Origin of the sequence: Gemmobacter megaterium, from assembly GCF_900156815.1 — a bacterium.
In the GTDB taxonomy this organism is placed as follows: Bacteria; Pseudomonadota; Alphaproteobacteria; order Rhodobacterales; family Rhodobacteraceae; genus Wagnerdoeblera; species Wagnerdoeblera megaterium.
Genome location: NZ_FTOT01000002.1, coordinates 748,440 through 765,060 on the forward strand (window position 1 = coordinate 748,440; position 16,621 = coordinate 765,060).

18 protein-coding genes are annotated in these 16,621 nt (G+C 63.9%); 6 read left to right on the plus strand and 12 right to left on the minus strand.

Annotated elements, in window-relative coordinates:
* Positions 1-52: 52 nt before the first annotated feature.
* Complete coding sequence (gene ahcY, locus BW970_RS08125) at positions 53-1,453, plus strand: adenosylhomocysteinase (RefSeq protein WP_076529883.1); 1,401 nt, start codon at positions 53-55, stop codon at positions 1,451-1,453.
* 192 nt (positions 1,454-1,645) lie between these two features.
* Positions 1,646-1,987 (plus strand): DUF2853 family protein, encoded by a 342-nt coding sequence (locus BW970_RS08130; protein ID WP_076529884.1) that lies wholly within the window; start codon positions 1,646-1,648, stop codon positions 1,985-1,987.
* A gap of 241 nt (positions 1,988-2,228) precedes the next feature.
* Here the strand turns inward: BW970_RS08130 and BW970_RS08135 are convergent, their stop codons facing one another.
* Positions 2,229-3,488, minus strand: a complete 1,260-nt coding sequence (locus tag BW970_RS08135; RefSeq protein ID WP_076529886.1) for a glutamate-5-semialdehyde dehydrogenase — start codon at positions 3,486-3,488, stop codon at positions 2,229-2,231.
* A gap of 82 nt (positions 3,489-3,570) precedes the next feature.
* On the minus strand, positions 3,571-3,894 hold the full coding sequence (locus BW970_RS08140) for a 2Fe-2S iron-sulfur cluster-binding protein (protein ID WP_076529887.1): 324 nt from the start codon (positions 3,892-3,894) through the stop codon (positions 3,571-3,573).
* A gap of 125 nt (positions 3,895-4,019) precedes the next feature.
* Here BW970_RS08140 and BW970_RS08145 point away from each other — a divergent pair, with 125 nt between their 5' ends.
* Positions 4,020-4,550, plus strand: coding sequence for a peptidoglycan-binding domain-containing protein (locus tag BW970_RS08145; protein ID WP_076529889.1), 531 nt, complete (start codon positions 4,020-4,022; stop codon positions 4,548-4,550).
* An 18-nt stretch (positions 4,551-4,568) separates the two neighbouring features.
* Here BW970_RS08145 and BW970_RS08150 read toward each other — a convergent pair whose 3' ends face one another.
* The 10 genes from BW970_RS08150 to BW970_RS08195 all read right to left on the minus strand — a co-directional run bounded on the left by BW970_RS08150 (position 4,569) and on the right by BW970_RS08195 (position 12,910).
* On the minus strand, positions 4,569-4,847 hold the full coding sequence (locus BW970_RS08150; protein WP_144038903.1) for a DUF982 domain-containing protein: 279 nt from the start codon (positions 4,845-4,847) through the stop codon (positions 4,569-4,571).
* A gap of 115 nt (positions 4,848-4,962) precedes the next feature.
* Positions 4,963-5,169, minus strand: a complete 207-nt coding sequence (locus tag BW970_RS08155) for a cold-shock protein (RefSeq protein ID WP_076529891.1) — start codon at positions 5,167-5,169, stop codon at positions 4,963-4,965.
* A 250-nt stretch (positions 5,170-5,419) separates the two neighbouring features.
* Positions 5,420-6,886, minus strand: coding sequence for a Do family serine endopeptidase (locus BW970_RS08160; protein ID WP_371870128.1), 1,467 nt, complete (start codon positions 6,884-6,886; stop codon positions 5,420-5,422).
* Between the two features lie 128 nt (positions 6,887-7,014).
* Positions 7,015-7,209: a DUF2065 domain-containing protein gene (locus tag BW970_RS08165; RefSeq protein WP_308469314.1), complete on the minus strand. Its 195-nt coding sequence runs from the start codon at positions 7,207-7,209 to the stop codon at positions 7,015-7,017.
* A complete protein-coding gene (gene hflC, locus BW970_RS08170; protein ID WP_076529895.1) occupies positions 7,209-8,090 on the minus strand; it encodes a protease modulator HflC in 882 nt (293 codons plus the stop codon). The genes BW970_RS08165 and hflC overlap by 1 nt, the downstream gene beginning before the upstream one ends.
* Positions 8,087-9,229, minus strand: a complete 1,143-nt coding sequence (gene hflK / locus BW970_RS08175) for an FtsH protease activity modulator HflK (protein ID WP_076529897.1) — start codon at positions 9,227-9,229, stop codon at positions 8,087-8,089. Before hflK ends, hflC begins: the two co-directional genes overlap by 4 nt.
* A gap of 56 nt (positions 9,230-9,285) precedes the next feature.
* Entirely contained in the window at positions 9,286-10,653 is a 1,368-nt protein-coding gene (gor, locus tag BW970_RS08180; protein ID WP_076529900.1) for a glutathione-disulfide reductase, read from the minus strand.
* A gap of 29 nt (positions 10,654-10,682) precedes the next feature.
* Positions 10,683-11,465, minus strand: a complete 783-nt coding sequence (gene rpiA / locus BW970_RS08185) for a ribose-5-phosphate isomerase RpiA (protein WP_076529902.1) — start codon at positions 11,463-11,465, stop codon at positions 10,683-10,685.
* A gap of 103 nt (positions 11,466-11,568) precedes the next feature.
* On the minus strand, positions 11,569-12,204 hold the full coding sequence (locus BW970_RS08190; protein ID WP_371870127.1) for an MlaC/ttg2D family ABC transporter substrate-binding protein: 636 nt from the start codon (positions 12,202-12,204) through the stop codon (positions 11,569-11,571).
* Positions 12,161-12,910 (minus strand): MlaA family lipoprotein, encoded by a 750-nt coding sequence (locus BW970_RS08195; protein ID WP_076529906.1) that lies wholly within the window; start codon positions 12,908-12,910, stop codon positions 12,161-12,163. The genes BW970_RS08190 and BW970_RS08195 overlap by 44 nt, the downstream gene beginning before the upstream one ends.
* A gap of 189 nt (positions 12,911-13,099) precedes the next feature.
* On the opposite strand from BW970_RS08195, the gene BW970_RS08200 reads away from it, so the two are divergent.
* From BW970_RS08200 to BW970_RS08210, 3 genes are read left to right on the plus strand one after another with little or no spacing between them, the layout of a single operon-like run.
* Positions 13,100-14,836, plus strand: coding sequence for a type I secretion system permease/ATPase (locus BW970_RS08200; RefSeq protein ID WP_076529908.1), 1,737 nt, complete (start codon positions 13,100-13,102; stop codon positions 14,834-14,836).
* A gap of 38 nt (positions 14,837-14,874) precedes the next feature.
* Positions 14,875-16,140, plus strand: coding sequence for an HlyD family type I secretion periplasmic adaptor subunit (locus BW970_RS08205; protein ID WP_076529910.1), 1,266 nt, complete (start codon positions 14,875-14,877; stop codon positions 16,138-16,140).
* Between the two features lie 12 nt (positions 16,141-16,152).
* Positions 16,153-16,617 carry a RidA family protein gene (locus BW970_RS08210; protein ID WP_076529912.1) on the plus strand — a complete coding sequence of 155 codons (465 nt, stop codon included), beginning with the start codon at positions 16,153-16,155 and terminating at the stop codon, positions 16,615-16,617.
* The last annotated feature ends 4 nt before the right edge of the window (positions 16,618-16,621 follow it).

A 16,621-nucleotide genomic window follows, 5' to 3' on the forward strand; every position in this document is an offset into this window, starting at 1 on the left:
TGATATGCCCCGGCAGGAAATTGGCAACGGCCAAAGGTGAAAAGGACAGATCATGTCGCAGGACTACATCATCAAGGATATCGGGCTCGCGGGTTTCGGTCGCAAGGAACTGGACATCGCCGAAACCGAAATGCCCGGCCTGATGGCCTGCCGTGCAGAGTTCGGCGAGAGCAAGCCGCTCAAAGGCGCCCGGATCGCAGGCAGCCTGCACATGACGATCCAGACGGCGGTGCTGATCGAAACGCTCAAGGCGCTGGGTGCCGATGTCCGCTGGGCATCGTGCAACATCTTCTCGACGCAAGACCACGCAGCGGCCGCGATTGCCGCCAGCGGCACCCCGGTGTTCGCCATCAAGGGCGAGAGCCTTGAGGAATACTGGGACTATACCGACCGCATCTTCCAGTTCGGGGGCGTCGGCGGCACCTGCAACATGATTCTGGACGATGGCGGCGACGCCACCTTGTACATCCTGCTGGGCGCGCGGGTCGAGGCCGGAGAAACCGACCTGATCGCCGTGCCCACCAGCGACGAAGAGGTCTGCCTGTTCAACCAGATCCGCAAGCGGCTGGCCGCCAGCCCCGGCTGGTTCACCAAGCAGTGCGCGGAAATCCGCGGCGTGTCCGAAGAAACCACAACCGGCGTGCACCGCCTGTATGATCTGCACAAAAAGGGCCTGCTGCCCTTCCCGGCGATCAACGTGAACGACAGCGTCACCAAGTCGAAGTTCGACAACAAATATGGCTGCAAGGAATCGCTGGTCGATGGCATCCGCCGCGCGACCGACGTGATGATGGCAGGCAAGGTGGCCGTGGTCTGTGGCTATGGCGACGTTGGCAAGGGATCGGCCGCCTCGCTGGCCGGGGCCGGTGCGCGGGTGAAGGTGACAGAGGTGGACCCGATCTGCGCGCTGCAGGCAGCGATGGACGGGTTCGAGGTTGTGCTGCTGGAAGATGTCATCGACAGCGCCGACATCTTCATCACGACCACCGGCAACAAGGACGTCATCCGCATCGAGCATATGCGCGCGATGAAGGACATGGCCATCGTCGGCAACATCGGCCATTTCGACAACGAGATCCAGGTGGCCGCGCTCAAGAACCACAAATGGACCAACATCAAGGAACAGGTGGACATGATCACGATGCCTTCGGGCAGCCGGATCATCCTGCTGTCCGAAGGCCGCCTGCTGAACCTGGGCAACGCCACCGGGCACCCCAGCTTTGTCATGTCGGCCAGCTTTACCAACCAGGTGCTGGCCCAGATCGAATTGTGGACGAAAACGGCAGAGTATGCGCCTGGCGTCTACATCCTGCCCAAGCATCTGGATGAAAAGGTCGCACGCCTGCACCTTGACCGGATCGGCGCCAAGCTGACCGTGCTGCAACCGGATCAGGCCGCCTATATCGGCGTAACACCCGAAGGCCCGTTCAAGCCCGAGCACTACCGCTATTGATCCCGTCAGGGTCAAGGCACAGGCCGCCGGTTCCCTCCGGCGGCCTTTTTCATGTCGCCCTCAAGCGGTGCCTTGCGCAGGGGGAGAAAGCGACAAGATTTCCCTTGGTCGGTTCCGCGCCTTGCGCCTAAGCTGCCCGCGCGCCCAAGCTGCCGCAAAGGGCACGGACAACGAACCAGACGGGGACATGGAATGAGCAAACGTGACGCACTGATCGCCAAATATGCCGAAGACCTGCGCACCAAGTGCAAGGTCGAGCCTGACATGGCGCTGCTGACCAAAGTGACCATTGGCTGCGGCCCGGCGATCTACAATGCCGACAGCGAGACTGTTGCCGCCTCGCAGCCAAGCGAGTTGGAGACAGTGAAGAAAAACTTCCTGATGAAGAAACTCGGCCTGCCGGACACGCCTGCACTGATGGACGCCATCAACGCCGTCATCGACATTTACGGCAAGTCCGAACGCAACAAACATCGCGCCGTCGTCTATTACCTGCTGGTCAAGCATTTCGGCAAAGAAGCCGTTTACGGCTGAGCCATTGCGCAGGATTTTACAACAATCCCGCGCATTCGCCATTTGCCGCAACCCGGCTGCGGATGTATCACGGACAAAAGGCCAGTATGGCCGGAACCGATGATCTTCCCGTGGTGCGAAGGGGTGCGCCTGGGTGTGAAGGGGGGTTCCGGTTCGCCGGGCCCCCCGTTTCCTTGACCTGACACCGCCTTGGCGCAGCGCGATGACCGTGCCGTCAAGGCTGGCGGATGCTGCCACCCGCTCAGGCGCGGATGGTTCCATCCCCATCGACAAGATACTTGAAGCTGGTGAGTTGCTCGGCGCCAACCGGGCCGCGTGCGTGCATCTTGCCGGTGGCGATGCCGATTTCCGCGCCCATACCGAACTCGCCACCATCCGCAAACTGGGTCGAGGCGTTCCGCATCAGAATCGCACTGTCCAGACGCTGGAAAAAGCGTTCGGCCGTGGCATCGTCTTCGGTCAGGATGCTTTCGGTATGCTGTGACCCATAGCGGCGGATATGCGCGATGGCGCCGTCCACGTCGTCCACGACGGCGGCGGCAATGATCATGTCCAGAAACTCGCGTCCGAAATCCTCGACAGCAGCGGGTTTGACACCGGGCAGATGATGCAGCCCCTCGCCCGCGCGCACCTCGACCCCGGCCGCGACCAGATCGGCAATCACCCGAGCGCCCAGGCCATCGACCAGATCGCGGTGAATCAGCAGGCATTCGGCGGAACCGCAGATGCCGGTCCGCCGGGTTTTGGCGTTCACCACCACGCGGCGAGCCTTGTCGGGATCGGCAGCCGCATCAAGATAGACGTGGCAGATACCTTCCAGATGCGCAAACACCGGCACGCGCGCCTCTGCCTGCACCAGGCCGACCAGCCCCTTGCCGCCGCGCGGCACGATGACGTCGATGTGATCGACCATGCGCAGCATCGCGGCAACCGCCGCCCTGTCCCGCGACGGCACAAGCTGAATGGCATCCTGGGGCAGGCCAGCCGCCTGCAAACCCCGCACCATCGCGGCGTGAATGGCAGTCGAGGAATGGAAGCTTTCCGAGCCGCCCCGCAAGATCACCGCATTGCCCGCTTTCAGGCACAGGGCACCTGCATCGGCCGTGACATTGGGGCGCGATTCGTAGATCACCCCGACCACCCCCAGCGGCGTGCGCACCCGGCGGATGTGCAAGCCGGACGGCATGTCCCATTCCGCCAGCACCTGGCCCACCGGATCAGGCTGCGCGGCAACCGCGCGCATCCCCTCGGCAATGGCCTGAATGCGGGCTTCGTCCAGGATGAGCCGGTCGATCATGGCATCGCTCAGGCCCTTCTCGCGGCCATAGGCAAGATCGGCGGCATTCGCGGTCAGCAAGCCGGGAATATCGGCAAGCAGGGCCTCTGCGGCGGCCGACAAGGCCGCAGCCTTTTGCGGTGCCGGGGCAAAGGCCAACTCTGCCGCCGCCGCACGTGCGCGGCGGCCCATTGACTGCATCAGTTCGGCGATTTCGTCGGCCATGCCCTGCCCTCATCCCTTGATATGCGGTCCCGGCGCCATGTCGTGGCGCCGCCGCCATGCCGGGTCGGGCGGGGCGCGCAGATCAGATCTGACGTTCTGGCAGATTGACCACCAGCCCGTCGAGCGCATCCGTCACCTTGATCTGGCACGTAAGGCGCGAACGCGCCGGATCGGGCTTGTACGCAAAGTCCAGCATGTCGGCTTCCATCGCGTCCTTGGGCGACAGCTTGTCCACCCAGGCCGGATCCACATAGACATGGCAGGTGGAACAGGCACAAGCGCCGCCGCAATCCGCCTCGATCCCCGGAACGCCATTGTCGCGCGCGCCTTCCATGACCGTCAGGCCGGGCGCGACGTCAATCTCATGCCGGGTTCCGTTATGCTCGATGTAGGTAATGCGTGCCATGCGCCGCTGCCCCGTTTCTGGCTGTCGGCGGATGACATAGGGCAGATCGAAGCGATTGGCCAGAGGCTGCGGCTTTTCGCGCGATGGCGAAGTCGTTATGGTGCCGGCAACAAGAGGGATTGCGCATGTGGCGTGGACGACTGGCAGGGGGAGTGACCACGCTGTGGCTTGCAGCCTGCACGGCTGGAAATCTTCCGGTCGACCCCCCCGTGACCGCACCGGCGTTCGACGCCGCACTGCGCGCAGAACGCCCGACCGGCCCGGAACACGCCTGCTGGCACGAAAGTCAGCGTCCTGCATTGTTCGAGACAGTGACCGTCCAGGTGATCGTCACCCCGGAACAGCGGGACGCGCAAGGCACAGTGATCCGACCCGCGACCTTTCGCAGCGACACACAACAGCGCGAATTGCGGCCGCGCCAGACCGTCTGGTACCGCATCCCCTGTCGCAGTGACATTGATTCAGAGGCCAGCTTCACGGCATCGCTCCAGCGGGCGCTCAAAGCGCGGGGGCTGTATGGCGGCAGTGTGACCGGAACCATGGACGATGCGACCGAAACCGCTGTGCGCCGCTATCAGGCCGCCAACGGGCTGGACAGCGCGGTTCTGTCTCTTGCCGCGGCACAGGCGCTTGGGCTGGTCTCGGTGGCCGACTGACAGGCGCCGACCTGCCGCTCACGCGACGAAGGGGCGCCCGGCGTTGACGCTCAGACTTTCTGGCACGAATCCTGCTGTTCTGGCCGCAGAAATGAACGCGCGCCGTGCAGAGCCGACAGAGGCCAGGCAGTTCATCGCCGCATCAAGCTGATCCAGCGCCCGGTCCTGCGCAATGTCTGCCACGGGCCATTTTCTGCGCAGCCAGTAGTGCGCCTGTTCTATGGTGGTGAATTTTTGTACATCGCCCTCGGGCGATACGACGAACGACAGGGGTTCCCCCCAGTGAATTTCTATCATGTCTCTGTTTCTGAAAATGAATCTTGCCGTGGGATGCACTTTGCAGCCAGGCGGCAAAACAAGGGCGGGGCCGGCAACTGGCCGGCCCCGCCCCGAAAGTCAACCAGCGAGCTGATCAGGCGAGAACGAGGTTCGTCGCCGATTCACGACCATTGCGGTCACGCTCGATGTCGAAGCTGACAGCCTGGCCATCATTCAACTGACGGATGCCAGCGCGTTCCAGAGCGGAGATGTGGACGAACACGTCCTTGGAGCCGCCTTCCGGAGCGATGAAGCCGAAGCCTTTGGTGGAGTTGAACCATTTCACGGTGCCATTTGCCATCGTGATATTCCTTATCGAAAGATGCCGCTCACACTGCGCAGCGGCCCGGCAAAGCTGAAGATCGAAAGCTGAGCCGTGAGGAACAGGTCCGAAAACAAGAGATGCAGCGTTTACATAGCACGCCTCGGCCGGTTTTGCGAGAGGCTCTGAAAAATAAACTGGCACCAGAGGCTGGCTTCGGCACGGCGGCCCGAAAGCGAATGCGCCCGCCAGAGCCGGGGGCGCATTCCATGAGTGACAGCCTGGAGTCTCAGTTCACCGACAGCGCAACGAAACGCGGATCACCAGCGCGGCGCACCAGCAACAACAGGGACTTGCGCCCGGCCTCCTTGGCCTCTGTGATGCGCGCGGTCAGATCCGACAGCGCCGCAACGGGCTTTTGCCCCGCCTCGGTGATGACATCGCCGGCGGCAAGGCCCTTGCTGTCGGCTTCGGAACCTGCGGCGACACCGACCACGAGCAGACCGCTCGAACCGGGGGCCATGCCTGCGGCCTGACGCTCCTCTTCGGTGGGGACGCGCAGGGTCATGCCCAGCAGGTCTTCCTGTTGCGGGGCCGATTGTCCGCTGCCCGACGCTGCCGGGGCCTCGCCTTCGGCGGTTTCCCTGCGCCCCAGGGTCACGCTCAGCGTCTCGGTCTTGCCGTCGCGTAACACGACAACGCGCACCGCCTTGCCGACATCGGCATCCGCCACGCGGCGCACCAGCTCGCGCGTATTGGCAACATCGGCCCCGTCAAAGCTGATGATGACGTCATTGGCCAGCAACCCCGCCTCCTTGGCCGGACCGTCGGGAACATCCGTCACAAGGGCGCCTGTGGGCTTGGGCAGGGCCATCGCTTCGGCGATATCCGGCGTCACATCCTGGATGCGCACGCCCAGCCAACCGCGGCGGGTTTCGCCAAAATCGCGCAACTGCTTGACCACCTTGTCCACGACGTTCGATGCCATGGCGAAACCGATGCCGATCGACCCGCCATTGGGCGACAGAATCGCCGTGTTCACCCCGATGACCTGCCCATCCATGTTGAACAGCGGCCCGCCCGAGTTGCCACGGTTGATTGCCGCATCGGTCTGGATGTAATCGTCATAGGTGCCCTGCAACATACGCCCACGGGCCGAAACGATCCCGGCAGACACCGAGAACCCCTGACCCAGCGGGTTCCCCATGGCCATCACCCAGTCGCCGACGCGCATCCGGTCGGAATCACCGAACTGCACATAGGAAAGTGGCACATCGCTTTCGACCTTCAGCACTGCAAGGTCGGTGTTGGGATCGGTTCCGACAACTTTGGCCTTGAGCCGGTTGCCAGAGAAAAACTCGATCTCGATATCATCGGCGCCTTCGATGACATGGTTGTTGGTGACGATGAACCCGTCTTCGGAAATCACAAATCCGGATCCAAGCGCCTGACCGCGCCGGGGGGCCTGATCGCCACCACGGTTGTTGCGGTCCATGAAGTCACGGAAAAACTCCTCGAAAGGGGATCCTTCGGGCAGTTGCGGGCGACGGTCGGCCGCCTGTGCGATCACCGTTGACGTGGTGATGTTCACAACCGACGGGCTGACCTTGTCAGCCAGATCGGCAAAACTTTCCGGGGCGCCGCGCGCCTCGACGGCCAGGGACTGGGCAAGTGCGAAAGCCAGTGCCAGAACACCAAGCCACATGGCCCGCAGCGTCACCTGCGGCAATGGCCGGGCGAGAACCCGTGAATGCATGGGCAAATCCTCCATCCTGAAACCGGGGCCCGCCCGGTCTTGAGCGAACAATGGGCAAGCGCCCCGGCGAAAGCAAACCACGTTGCAAAACTCTCAATCGGTTGTGAAGCGCCGCGACTGCGCCGCGATCAGATCGCCCCCATCTGACGGGCCAGCCACACCAACCCCACGCCAACGGCCAGCATGGCCAGCCCCAGAAGCCGCCGCACCTCGACGGGAAGCCGGGCGATCAACGCGACGATATCCTCCATACGCGAAGGGGCCAGCGCAAAGGCCAGCCCCTCGACAACAAGCACCAGCCCGATGGCCAGAACCGCCAGCATCATTCCTGCGGCTGTGCGGGTCTGTCGGACCGCAGATATTCAAAGAACGTGCTGTCCGGCTGCATCACGATCGACGAATTGCCCCCCTGAAGCGCGCGTTCGTAGGCGGTCAACGAGCGGGTGAAGGCAAAGAACTCCGGGTCGCGGCCAAAGGCTTCGGCGTAAACGCGGTTACGTTCGGCATCGGCCTCGCCGCGGATCACCTCTGCCTGGCGGCGGGCGTCCGAGGTCAGCTCGATGACGGTCCTGTCCGCGGTGGCGCGGACACGTTGTGCCGCCTCTTCGCCGCGCGCGCGCTCGTCCGCCGCCTCGCGTTCACGCTCTGCCCGCATCCGGGCATAGGTGGCCGCAAGGTTCTGTTCCGGCAGATCGGTGCGCGTCAGCCGGACGTCAACAACATCGACCCCCAGCGACAGCGCAGAGCGACGCGCACTGTCCCGGATCTGGTTCATCAGCGCGGTCCGGTCCTCGGACAGCACCCGGTTCGACGGCACGCCACCCAGCACTTCACGGATGGCCGCGGTGACGATCCGGTTCAGCCGGACCTGGGCGGCGTCTTCACCGGCAGACCCGATGGCCTCGCGGAAGTCGATCAGGTTGACGATGCGCCAGCGCGCAAAGGCATCGACGACCAGACGCCGGTCATCCAGCGGCGTCACTTCCAGCGGCTGGGTCTGAAGGCCAAGGATGCGGTCCTCGTATTTGACCACTTCCTGGATCAGCGGAATCTTGAAGCCAAGCCCCGGTTCTTCCTTGACCTGTTTCACCTGACCGAATTGCAGGACCAGCGCCTTTTCCCGTTCATCGACGATGAACAGCGACGACAGCACCACGGCCACAATCACGGCAAGGACCGGCAGTATCAGCGCGGAACGGTTCATTGACCCACCCCCCGGTTCAGTTCGTTCAGCGGCAGATAGGGCACCACGCCCTGCCCGCCATCGCCGGACACACCATCAAGGATCACCTTGTTCATGTCGGCCAGAACACGTTCCATGGTTTCAAGATACATCCGGCGGCGGGTCACATCCGGCGCCTTTACGTATTCCTCGTAGACGGCGAGGAACCGGCTTGCCTCACCCTGCGAGGCGTTGACCACCTCGGCGCGATAGCCTTCGGCCTGTTCCATCAGGCGTGCGGCTTCACCACGCGCGCCGGCGGTCACACGGTTGGCATAGGCGTCGGCCTCTTTCTCCAGCCGGTCACGTTCCTGCTGCGCGGCCTGCACTTCGCGGAAGCTGTCGATCACCTCGCGCGGCGGATCCGCACGGTCGAACAGAATCCGAACCACGTTTATCCCGGCCTGATAGCTGTCCAGCGTGCCCTGCACGGCGGCCAGCAGATCGTTGGCAATGGCGCCGCGGTCGCGGTTCAGAATGGGCGAAAGCTCGGACCGCGCGATGATGTCCCGCATCGCGGATTCAGCGACAGCACGGATCGTGTCGCCGGGCTCGCGCAGATTGAACAGGAACAATGCAGGGTCCGACACGTTCCAGACCACCTGGAATTCAATATCCACGATGTTCTGGTCGCGCGTCAGCATCAGGCCCGTATCCATCGCGCCAAGGCGCCCGGTGCCGACATCGGTCACCCGCTCGCCCGTCACCTGCACGATTTCCGCCGTCACGAATGGCCAGGGTGCGAAGTTCAGACCCGGATTGCCGATGCCACGGAATTCCCCCAGCATCAGTTCGACCGAACGTTCCTCGGGCTTGACGGTGTAGAACGAGGCCATGCCCCAAAGCACCGCGGCTGCCGCAAGGCCCAGCAGGATGCCGCCACGCGAGAACATCGGCGAAGGGCCGCGCCCTGGACCGCCGGTTCCCCGATTACCGCCGCCCTGGCCGCCGCGCCCGCCCATAAGGACGCGCAGTTGCTCCTGGCCCTTTTTCATCAGTTCGTCGATCTCGGGGATCTGGGGGCCGTCGGGGCCCTTGCGCCCACCACCGCCATTCTGACCCCGGTCGTCGCCCCCGCCACCGCCGGAGCCGCCGCCCCAAGGTCCTCCACTTCCCGCCATCGGTGTTTATCCCTTCTCTGTCCGTTTCGGTCTAACTGGTCATTCCGGCGCGAAAATCAAGCGTTTCCGACCCGTCGCGCCGGGGTTTTCATCGTGACCAGTTCCTCTGCAATCGTAGGATGAACCGCAACCGTGCGGTCGAAATCCTCTTTAGTCGCGCCCATCTTAACAGCAATCGCCGCAAGTTGGATCATTTCACCGGCACCGGCAGCCACGATGTGGCAGCCTAGGACCTTGCGGGTCGCCTGGCTGACGATCAGCTTGAACAGGGATCGGTCCTGACGCCCCGCAAACAAGGTCTGCATCGGCCGGAAGGTCGCCACATACACCTCGACAGGTTCCTGCGCGGCGGCTTCTGCCTCTGTCAGTCCGACAGTGCCCAGTTCGGGCTGGGTGAATACGGCCGATGGCACCTGATCATGGTCGGCCTGCCGCGGGGTGCCCTTGAAGACGGTATCGGCAAAGGCATGGCCCTCGCGGATGGCAACGGGCGTCAAGGCGATACGGTCGGTCACATCTCCGACCGCAAAGATCGACGGCACCGAGGTCTGGCTGTAACCATCCACCAGAACCTCGCCATTCCCGCCCAGACCGACGCCCAGATGTTCCAACCCAAGGCCCTGGGTGTTCGGCTTGCGGCCGGTGGCATACAGAACGGCATCATAGACACCCCCCGCACCGTTGGTTCCGGTCGCGCGGATACCTTCACCAGCCTTGTCCAGCGCGGTGACATCGGCCTCGCAACAGATCTCGATGCCATTCGCCTTCATGGCATCCGCAACATGGGTACGCGCCTCGTCATCGAAGCCGCGCAGCACATGCGTGCCACGATAGGCCAGCGTGACCTTGACGCCCAGCCCGTTCAGAATGCAGGCAAATTCGCAGGCAATGAACCCGCCGCCCACGATCAGCACCGAGCTTGGCAGCCTGTCCAGCAGGAACATGTCATTCGACGTCAGTGCCAGATCCGCCCCCGGAATCTCGGGCACGAAAGGGCGCCCTCCGGTGGCGATCAGTATGTGCTTGGCCGTGATCCGTTGGCCATCGGCCAACCGCACCGTATGGGCATCCTCGACCACCGCGCGGCTGTCATGCACAGTCACGCCCGCGTTCAGCAGGCCGCTGCGATAGGCGCCTTCGAGGCGGACAAGTTCCTGATCCAGCGTGGCACGGAACCGGGACCAGTCGAATCCGCCAGCAGACACATCCCAGCCATAGGCCCGCGCATCCGCGATCTGACCGGGAAAGGCACTGGCATAGACCATCAGCTTCTTGGGAACGCAGCCGCGGATGACGCAGGTGCCGCCCATGCGGTATTCTTCGGCCAGGGCCACCCTCGCGCCACCCTCGGATGCCGCGATCCGCGCCGCGCGCACACCGCCCGAGCCGCCACCGATGACGAAAAGATCAACGTCGAACGTCATGTTGTCTCCTTGCAGGCGATGCTACGGGATCAATCCGCGCCGAAAACATTGTCGGTATCGGCGAATTCCACCACCTCATGCGCGACGGTTCCGGCGTTGATATCGCGCACATCGACGCGGCCATCACCATGGCCAACGATCACGATATCGCAGATGTCGATGAACAGACCGTTCTCCACCACACCGGGGATCTGGTTCATCACCAGCGACAACTGGCGCGGGTTGTCGATGCGGCCCAGATGCAGATCAAGGATATAGTTCCCCTCGTCGGTCACAAAGGGCCGGTCACCGTTCATGCGCAACGTCACCTCGCGGCCCAGCACATCCAGGCTGCCCAGGGTTTCACCAACCAGCGCGCGCGTCGTCTGCCAGCCAAAGGGGATCACCTCCACCGGCAGGGGAAACGCGCCCAGATGTGCAACCTCCTTGGCCGCATCCGTGATGACGATCATCTGGTCCGAGGCGGTCGCAACGATCTTTTCTTGCAACAACGCCCCGCCGCCGCCCTTGATCAACGCAAGGTTCGCATCGAACTCGTCAGCGCCGTCAATGGTCAGGTCCAGCCATTTCGCCTCGTCCAGCGAGGTGATGCGGATGCCCAGTTGGCGCGCAAGTTCCGCAGTGCGGGTCGATGTTGGCACACCAGTTACCCGCAACCCCTCGTTCTGCACCCGGTCAGCCAGGCAGCGCACCATCCAGGCGGCGGTGGACCCTGTTCCAAGACCAAGCCGCATCCCGTCCTCGACAAAGGCGACGGCGCGACGGGCGGCCACGAACTTGGCCTTGTCGATGGGGGAAAGGGCGGCAGGCATGGCGCGGTCTCCGGCAGGCAGGGTCGCGCTGGTTATAGGCAATGCCCGCCCCGCGTGCGAGGGGGAATCGCCGCCCTGCGGCAATACCCCCGGCCAGGGCGCGTCAGATCGACCTGAGATCCGCTGTCAGCGCGTTGATGTCGCCCCGGCGGCGATCAAGCATGGAACCGATCTCGGTCCGCTCCGCCGCAAGCATGTTCACACCTTCGATGATGATGTTGAAGAACAACTGCCGGCCTGAACGGTCCGACACATGCCAGCGCAGATCGAACGGCGACTGCCCACGCAGCTTGGCGACGGAAACCACCTCATAGTAGCTTTTCAGCGGCTGGGCGCCTGTCACCTCGATCTGTCCCCCGATGAATTCGCGGAACCGGCGGCCGTATTTTCGGGCGATATAGACGCGGAACGCCTCGGTGAAGGTCGCCAGTTGCGATGCGCTGGCGGAACGCGCCGCAGGCCCCAGGGCCGAACGGGCAATCGTCGGCACATCGGCATAGCGGGTAAAGATACCCTCGAAGTCCTTCAGCATCGCTGCCTCGGGCTTGCCGGAGTTGATCGTGCCGTTCACCTCGCCCACCGCCCGATCAATGAGCGCGCGCGCCTGATCGACGGTGAACGCCATGACGGGCGTGCCCGTCAGCAACATGCCAGCATAAACCGCCCCACCGGCCAGCAAGGCACGCCGGCGCGGATCAGTCGCCGTAAGGGTCTGCATACGGGTCGATGAACGCGTCATCCGCAACCTCCTGTCCCAATTCGAAACGGCGATTTTGCAGATACAAAAGCCGCATCTGGGCATAACTATCCGCACTTTCGTGCAGGATCGAGTCCACGGTGTCGCCAAAACGGGCCCGATCAACCACTTTTGAGGCGGCCTTGAAGCCACGCGCCCAATGGCTTTCGGGCGACTTCAGCACATGCCCCAGCGGATCCAGCACCGTATCGACGACCTTGCCGAACGCATCCCGTTCGGTCGAAGGGCCAAGCACCGGCAGCACGACAAAGCCACCCTCACCTGCGCCCCATGTGTGCAGTGTGCCCCCGAAATCCGCGTCGCGTTCTGTCAGGCCCATGGCCCCTGCGGGATCGAACAAGCCGCCCAACCCTATCGTGGTATTCAGTGCGAACCGCCAGGTGTTGTGGACCGCATCCTCTGCCTTGCCCTGCAACACCTTGTTCAGGATGACCGACGGCATGAACAGGTTGCCTGCCACATTCCTGACGCCCTGCCCCACCGGCCCGCGTGCCACCCCGGCAGAGCCGCGCGCCACGGGACGGATCAGATTGCGGTCCAGCGACTGGTTGAAGGCATGAACCCGGCGGTTCGCATCTTCGTACGGGTCGGCATCCGACACCGGCGGTGCGGCGCAAGCGGCCAGAAGGCACAGCCCGAGAATCGGCAGCGAAAGGCGGGCGGCAACTGGAGACAGGGAAAAAAACAATGGAAAACCTGCTGTTCACTTTCTATGGTCGCGCAGACAACAGCGCCGTAGTGATGGCTCCGTGACGACCGAGAATTATCAGGCCGGGCAGCAGAGGCAACGCAGACCGGCACACTTTTTTGACATCAGGCCGTTTTCCGCCGCAGCGAAAGCTGCAACAATGGCGCAGCGTTCACGAAAGACCAAACCATGAGCACCCCCGAAACCGCCCGCGGCAGAGCCGAGCTTCGCGCGGCACGCGCAGAGAACCGAAAGCTTTTCTGGGCGGTATTCCTGTTCAGCGCCCTGGTGAACATCCTGATGCTGACCGGCCCGCTGTACATGCTTCAGGTCTACGACCGGGTGCTCGGTTCGCATTCCGAGGCGACACTGGTCGCACTGACCGGATTGATCGTGTTCCTGTTCCTGGCCATGGGTCTGCTGGACCATGCCCGCTCCCGCGTTGCGGCACGTATCGGCGCCCGGTTCATGGACAAGCTGGACCGCCGGGTCTTTGCCGCGTCGATCCGCATGTCCGCTGTGGCGCCCAACGAGCCAAGCGCCCAGGCCGCGCAGCGCGATCTGGAATCGATCCAGCGGTTGCTGGTCTCGCCGGTGCTGATGGCGATGTTCGACTTGCCGTGGACGCCGGTCTTTCTGGTCGCGATCTTTCTGTTCCATCCGCTGCTTGGCTGGCTGGCCATCGTCGGCGGCGGCATCCTGATCATGGTCACGCTGCTCAACCAGGCCATGACCAAAGAGCCGACGACCACCGCCAACGGCACCACGGCCGCCGCCGAGCGCCTGTCGGAGCAGATCAAATCGGAATCCGAACTGATCCAGAGCCTCGGGATGCGCGGGGCCGCCTTTGCCCGCTGGTCGCGTGCGAGAGAGGCGCAGACGGCGGCGGTGATGAAGGCGTCGGATCTGACGGGCGGTTTCAGTGCTGCGACCAAGACATTCCGGCTGTTCCTGCAATCGGCCATGCTGGGTCTGGGGGCCTGGCTGGTGTTGCAGGGCCAACTGACCCCCGGCGCCATGATCGCAGGCTCGATCCTGCTGGGCCGCGCCCTTGCCCCGATCGAGATGGCCGTGGGCCAGTGGTCGTTGGTCCAGCGCGCGCAAGAGGGCTGGGGGCGGCTTGCCAGCCTGCTGTCGCGCGTGCCGGTGGAACAGGACATGACCGCCCTGCCCCGCCCGCGCGCCATTCTGGAGGCACAGGCCATTTCCGTCGCACCTCCGGGGGAAAATGTCGCGGTGATCAAGGGGGTATCCTTCCGCCTTGATCAGGGCCAGGCCATGGGCGTGATCGGCCCGTCCGGTGCCGGCAAATCCACATTGGCCCGCGCGGTCTGTGGCGTCTGGCGTCCGGGTGCGGGCAAGCTGCGGCTGGATGGCGCGACGCTGGACCAGTTCGACCCCGACACGCTGGGCAGCTATATCGGCTATCTGCCGCAACGGGTCAGCCTGTTTGACGGCACGATTGCCGAGAACATCGCCCGCCTGTCACCAACCCCCGATGCCGCTGCCGTGGTCAAAGCCGCCCAGAAGGCCGCCGCGCATGACATGATCCTTCAGTTCCCCCAAGGCTATGACACCCGGATTTCGGCCATCGGCAGCCGTCTGTCGGGCGGCCAGTTGCAGCGCATCGGCCTGGCGCGCGCCATGTACGGCGACCCGGTGATCCTGGTGCTGGACGAGCCGAACTCGAACCTCGACAATGAGGGGTCGATGGCGTTGAACACGGCAATCCGCACGATGAAAGCCGAAGGCAAGGGCGTCATCATCATGGCCCATCGTCCGGCAGCCATCCAGGAATGCGACGTGCTGCTGGTGCTGGAGAACGGCGTCCGCACCGCATTTGGGCCGCGCGATACGGTTCTGCGCGAAATGGTCAAGAACCACACCGAAATCATCCGCTCTGCCGGACCGGGAGGCGTGTCGTGACCCAACCCCAGAAATCGAAATGGTCGGTCGCCCGGCCGATGGCGCTTGGCCTGATCACGTCGGCCGTGCTGATCGGCGGAACCGTCGGCTGGGGCATGATGACGACCATCACCGGGGCTGTTGTCACCTCGGGCCAGTTGGAGGTCGATCGCAACCGGCAGATCGTCCAGCACGCCGATGGCGGCACCGTTCAGGAGATCCACGTCACCGAAGGCGCCTTTGTCGAGGCCGGCGATGTGCTGATGATCCTTGACGGAACCCTGCTGCGATCCGAACTGACCATCGTCGAGACGCAGTTCTTCGAGATTCTTGCCCGGCGCGGCCGCCTGGAGGCGGAACGCGACGATGCCCGAACCATCTCTTTCCCTGCGGAACTGGTCGAAGTCTCGGCCAGAGCGCCGGATGTGGCCGATCTGATGACAGGTCAGGAACGCCTGTTCAGCGCGCGCGCCGAAACGCTGACCAGTCAGATCGAACAACTGCAAAAGCGCAAATCGCAGACCATGAGCCTGATCGAAGGGATCGACGCCCAGCGAGAGGCGCTGACCACGCAACGCCGCCTGATTGCCGAAGAACTGGCCAGCCAGCGCGAATTGCTCAGCAAGGGCCTGGCGCAGGTAAGCCGCGTGCTGGGACTGGAACGCGAGGAAGCCCGCCTTGCCGGACAGGTCGGCGAACTTACCGCCAGCCGCGCACAGGCCGAAGGCCGCATCACCGAGACCGAGATCGAGATCCTGCGCATGTCCTCGACCCGGCGCGAAGAGGCAAGCACCCAGTTGCGCGATATCGGCTACCGCGAACTGGAACTCGCCGAACGCCGCCGCGCGCTGCACGAACGCATGGCCCGGCTGGACATCCGCGCGCCGGTGTCCGGCGTTGTCCTTGGCCTGCGGGTCACGACCCCCCGCGCAGTGCTGCGCGCCGCGGATCCGGTGCTGTTCATCATCCCGCAGGACCGCCCGCTGGTGATCGCCACCCGCGTTCCGACCGTGCACATTGATCAGGTCCGCCCCGGACAGGAAGCCAAGGTCGTGTTCTCTGCCTTTTCCATGCGGACCACGCCGGAAGTGTTCGGAACCGTCACGATCGTCTCGCCCGACGTGCTGGTGGACGAGGCGACCAATGCCCCTTACTATCGCGCCGAGATCGAGCTCAACCCCGGCGAACTGGCCAAGCTTGGTGACATACGCCTGATCCCCGGTATGCCCGTCGAGGCATTTATCCGCACCGATGAACGCACGCCGGTGCAGTTCCTGACCAAGCCCTTCACCGACTATTTCAACCGCGCCTTCCGCGAAAGCTGAGAGACTGACGACATGACCGGAACCATCGACGCCCGCCTCGCCGAACTGGGCATCACCCTGCCCGCCGCTCCCGCCCCGGCAGCGAACTATGTGCCCTTCGTGATCAGCGGCAAGATGCTTTATGTTTCCGGCCAGATCAGCTCGGACGAGAACGGTCTGATCAAGGGTCGGCTTGGCGATGGTCTGGAGGTTGCCGAGGGTGCGGCGGCCGCGCGGCGCTGTGCGCTGTCGCTGATCGCGCAGGCCAAGGCGGCCTGCGGTGGGGATCTGGACGGGATCGCCCGTGTGGTGAAGCTGGTGGGCTTTGTGAACTCGACCGCCGATTTCACCGATCAGCCCAAAGTGGTCAACGGCGCATCGGATCTGATGGTCGAGGTATTCGGCGACGCCGGGCGCCATGCGCGCTCTGCCGTGTCGGCAGCCGCCCTGCCGCTGGGAGTGGCGGTCGAAATCGAGGCGATCTTCGAGCTCCGCTGATCCC